The sequence below is a fragment of the Dietzia sp. SYD-A1 genome, assembly GCF_015356725.1.
Lineage (GTDB): Bacteria > Actinomycetota > Actinomycetes > Mycobacteriales > Mycobacteriaceae > Dietzia.
In genome coordinates, this window is sequence record NZ_JADDKI010000243.1 from 1 (window position 1) to 4,376 (window position 4,376).

Sequence of the window (4,376 nt, forward strand, 5' to 3'; positions counted from 1 at the left end):
GGCCGGCGGCTTCCACCCGCCGCCCGGGGCCGCCACCTCAGTCGAGCGTGAGGACCATCTTGCCGGTGGTCCGGCCCGTCTCCCCGCGCCGGTGCGCCTCCGCCGCCTGCTCGAGTGGGAAGACGTCGGAGACGCGGGCCCGCAGCGCACCCCGGTCCACGAGGTCGGTGACGGAGAGCAGGTCGTGCCGGGAGGAGTCGACGAGCATGCGGATCGCGCGCACACCCAGGTCGTCGGCCTCGCGGAGGAGATCGTCCGACCCCACCGGGAGGATCGACACCAGGATTCCGCCGGGGCGCAGGGTGCGCAGTGAACGCGAGGACGTGTCGCCGCCGAGAGTGTCCAGCACGGCGTCCACGTCGCCGACCGCCTCGGCGAAGTCCACCTCGCGGTAGTCGATCGCCTCGTCCACGCCCAGCTCGCGCAGGAACTCGTGCTTGCCGGCGCTGGCGGTGCCGATGACGTACGCACCGCGTGCCTTGGCGATCTGGACCGCCACGTGCCCCACCCCGCCGGCCGCGGCGTGGATCAGTACCCGCTGCCCGGGCTGGATGTCGGCGTACTCCACGAGCGCCTGCCATGCGGTCAGCGAGACCAGCGGCAGCGCGGCGGCCTGCACGTGGTCGAGCGAGGCGGGCTTGGGGGCGAACCACGCCGCGGGAGCGGTCACGTAGTCGGCGTGGGCGCCGTGTCCGAAGGGGTAGGACAGCATCCCGTACACCTCGTCGCCCGGGGCGAATCGGGCCACCCCGATGCCGACCTCCTCGACGACCCCGGACAGGTCCCAGCCCAGCACGAACGGTGGCGCGCCGAGGAAACCGCCGTTCGCCCGGTGCTTCCAGTCGGTGGGGTTCACGCTGGCGGCTCTGACACGGACGAGGATCTCGTTGGTCCGTGGCTCGGGGCGGGGTCGGTCGGACACGACGAGGACGTCCGGTGCGCCGAGGGAGTCCTGGGTCACGGCGCGCATGGTGGGGGAGCTCATGCACCCAGGGTGACAGAATCCGACGAGCGCCGCCCTCGCGGGATCGTCGGTGGGGCTACCGGGCCCACCGGGCCTACCGGGCCGGCGGGAGTCGGTGCAGCGTGACGTCGTCCACCGTGCCGTCCGCGAGGGTGGCGGTCATGAACGTGCAGAACGGTTGCCGACGACGGTCGGTCGGGGACCCCGGGTTCAGCAGCCGCGGTCCCCCCGGCGCCACGGTGTCCCACGGGATGTGAGAGTGGCCGAACACCAGGACGTCGGTGTCCGGATAGGAGCCGCTCATGCGCCTGTCCCGCCCCGCCGTGGGGCCGGTCTCGTGCACGACCGCCAGACGCACCCCCTCGAGCGTCGCGCGGGCCACCTCCGGGAGCCGCTCACGCAGTTCGGGGCCGTCGTTGTTGCCCCAACACGCGATCAACCGCGCGGACCTCTCCTCCACGGCGTCGAGGAGCGCCACGTCCATCCAGTCACCCGCGTGCACCACCACGTCCGCGTCGTGGACCTCCCCCCACAGGCGGGGCGGGAGATCGCGGGCGCGCGTCGGCACGTGGGTGTCGGCGATGATCAGCAGGCGCACGGAATCGGATGTGCCGCCCGCTACCGGGTCGACTCCAGGACGACGTCGCGCCCGCTGAGGTCGACCACCATGCCCCCCGGGACCACCCGGACCCCGGTGAGCTGCACGCCCTCCGGGAGCTCGGCGAGCGCGGAGTCCATCATCGAGACGGTGCCACCGAGCAGCTCGGGCGGAAGCGCGAAGCCGAGGATCGACGCCTGGGACGGATCCATCTCCAGATTGCCGCCGATCAACCTGGGGGTCACGACCGCCTCGGCGAGTCCGCTGATGGAGACGCGGAGCGTGCCCGAGGCCGGGTCCGAGACGATCTCCTGCACCTGGATCAGGCCGCCGAGCATGCTGTCACCCGCGGAGTCCTGTTGCGCGGCCGCCGACATGGCCTGGTCCGAGACGAACGCGGTCCCGGTCAGCGAGTCCACGTAGGTGAGGTCGTCGGCGGACCGCACTCCCTCGGCGGTGATGTCGATCGCGGGGGCGGGTCCGCCCCCGTCCGCCGTCGGGCTGCCGTCGGTGGTGATCCGGACGGTGCCGAGGTCGCCCCCGAAGTAGGACAGGAGCACCGGGCGGGCGCCCAGGTCGACCTGCGCCGGGCTGCCGAGGGCGGTCGAGACCTCCTCCTGGATCCGGTTCTCCACCGCGTTGCGGGTGCCGAACTCGAGCCCCACCGCGCCCGCCACCAGGAGGATCACCGCGGCGACGGCGATCAGGGCGATCATCGGGCCGCGACGTCTCCCGCCGGTATCGCCGCGACCGGGCCGATCGGCGCCCGGCCCAGCGGCGAACTGCTGGGTCTCGGCGTTCTGGACGCCGGGTCGATCATGAGCGGGAAGTCTCTGGGTGTCGTGCCGCGGGTGCATTCCGCCAATTGTCGTCGATACCGGCCCGGATCGCAGAACCCCGGTTCAGCGCGTGCTCAGAACCCCGGGTTCGGTGCGGGGGGTCAGAGCGCGGCGGTCCAGCGGTTGAGGTGCTCGGTCTCGGCGTCGAAGAACCGGGTGAGGTGGGACACGACCAGCTTCTCGAGCTTGCCGCCCAGCAGCGGGACGGACACCTTGACCCGGCCCGATGCGGACTCGACCACCACGCCGTCCTCGGAGAGCGACTCCGAGCCACCGTCGATGATCCCCAGTCCACCCGCGGCCTCCGCCCGGGCGGAGGTGGTGAACCGGTTCCCGTCGAACTCGGCGTAGGTGCTGGTCCGCACGATGATCAAGCGGCCGGGCAGGACCTTGCGGGCCACGTCCGGGATGTCCTCGTCCGGGATGTGCTGGGTCACCGTCACGGTGGTGGAGTCCCCGGTGGTGACGAACTCGTCGAGGGAGTCCTCGGGGGTACCGATGGCGGCCAGGCGGTCGTGCCAGAAGGCCTCGTCGCCGTACGAGGCGAACACGGTCTCGAGGTGCGCGTCGATGCGGGCGGAGTGGGAGAAGCGGGTCGCCATGTGGTCAAACCCTACAAGGGGGCGGTTACTCTCGGACGCGTGCTCCCGCCTTCCTCCGATCGACGCCCGGCTGACCTCGCCGACGAGGTGATCCGCGGGCTGTCCACCGTGGCCGGTCTCCGGGTGGTCCCCGACTCCAGCCTGGCCGATCTCACCACCCTGCGGATCGGCGGTCGTCCCCGCGCGCTGCTGGAGTGCGAGTCCGCGGAGGCCGTCACGGCCGCGGTCGGCGCCCTCGACGCCGCCGGTGTGCCGGTGCTCGTCCTGGGCGGCGGGTCGAACCTGGTGGTCGCCGACGGGGACCTCGAGCTGGTGGTGGTGGCCGTCCGCAACAGCGAGGTCCGCTACCGGGACGCGGGGACGGACGGCCCCGGGGGGATGATCGTCCGCGCCGGAGCCGGGCTGTCCTGGGACGAGCTGGTGGCGGACACCGTCGACCGCGGGTACGGCGGCCTCGAGTGCCTGTCCGGGATCCCGGGCTCGGTGGGCGCCACCCCGGTCCAGAACGTCGGGGCCTATGGCGTCGACGTCGCGCAGGTGCTGCACCGCGTGCGCTGGTACGACCGCGCCACCGGTACCGACGAGTGGGTCGGGCCCGACGCGCTGGGGTTGGCCTACCGCACCTCCGTGCTCAAGAACTCGTCGGCCGCGGTGGTACTCGAGGTCGAGTTCCGGCTCGACCCCGACGGTCGCAGCGAGCCGATCCGGTATGCCGAACTCGCCGGCCGGCTGGGCGTCGGGGCGGGGGAGCGGACCGACCCCGCGCTGGTGCGGCGCACCGTGCTCGAGCTGCGCCGGGGCAAGGGCATGGTGCTCGACGACGACGACGCCGACACCTGGAGCGCCGGGTCCTTCTTCACCAACCCGGTGGTCCCCGAGGACAGGCTCCCGGGGGTGCGGTCCCGGGTCTCCGACCGGCTCGGAGCCGAGCTGGCGGCGCAGATGCCCGCGTTCGCGGCGGCGGGAGGGGTCAAACTCTCCGCGGGCTGGCTGATCGAGCGGGCCGGGTTCGGCAAGGGGCATCCCTCGTCGTCGTCCCCCGCCCGACTGTCCACCAAGCACACGCTCGCGCTGACCAACAGGGGCTCGGCCACCGCCGAGGACGTGATCGCGCTGGCGCGCGAGGTCCGCGACGGCGTCATCGAGGCGTTCGGCGTGGAGCTGCACCCCGAGCCGGTGTGGGTGGGCTGCAGCATCTGAGCCGCCTCTCGCCACTGAGCCGCCTCTCGCCACTGAGCCGCTCGCCACTGCGCCGCTCGCCGTGGCGCCGCTACCAGACCCTGTCCGTGACCACTGCCGCGTGGCACCCCGGCCCCCACCGATCCGGTTGACCCTGGCACGCTGGGGTATGGCCTCCTAGTGTTGACCCGGCC

5 protein-coding genes are annotated in these 4,376 nt (G+C 72.8%); 1 reads left to right on the forward strand and 4 read right to left on the reverse strand.

The features are described from left to right. Positions 1-37: 37 nt before the first annotated feature. From IY392_RS10690 to IY392_RS10705, 4 genes are all read right to left on the reverse strand, one after another. The gene (locus tag IY392_RS10690; protein ID WP_194861199.1) at positions 38-985 is read right to left on the reverse strand and encodes an NADP-dependent oxidoreductase; all 948 of its coding nucleotides are present in this window, start codon (positions 983-985) and stop codon (positions 38-40) included. A gap of 73 nt (positions 986-1,058) precedes the next feature. After that, the gene (locus tag IY392_RS10695; RefSeq protein ID WP_194861200.1) at positions 1,059-1,562 is read right to left on the reverse strand and encodes a metallophosphoesterase; all 504 of its coding nucleotides are present in this window, start codon (positions 1,560-1,562) and stop codon (positions 1,059-1,061) included. Between the two features lie 20 nt (positions 1,563-1,582). After that, positions 1,583-2,419 carry a DUF2993 domain-containing protein gene (locus IY392_RS10700; RefSeq protein WP_107757363.1) on the reverse strand — a complete coding sequence of 279 codons (837 nt, stop codon included), beginning with the start codon at positions 2,417-2,419 and terminating at the stop codon, positions 1,583-1,585. A gap of 83 nt (positions 2,420-2,502) precedes the next feature. Next, positions 2,503-3,003: a DUF2505 domain-containing protein gene (locus IY392_RS10705; protein ID WP_107757362.1), complete on the reverse strand. Its 501-nt coding sequence runs from the start codon at positions 3,001-3,003 to the stop codon at positions 2,503-2,505. Positions 3,004-3,042: 39 nt separating this feature from the next. Here IY392_RS10705 and IY392_RS10710 point away from each other — a divergent pair, with 39 nt between their 5' ends. Next, positions 3,043-4,203, forward strand: coding sequence for a UDP-N-acetylmuramate dehydrogenase (locus tag IY392_RS10710; RefSeq protein ID WP_375292912.1), 1,161 nt, complete (start codon positions 3,043-3,045; stop codon positions 4,201-4,203). The last annotated feature ends 173 nt before the right edge of the window (positions 4,204-4,376 follow it).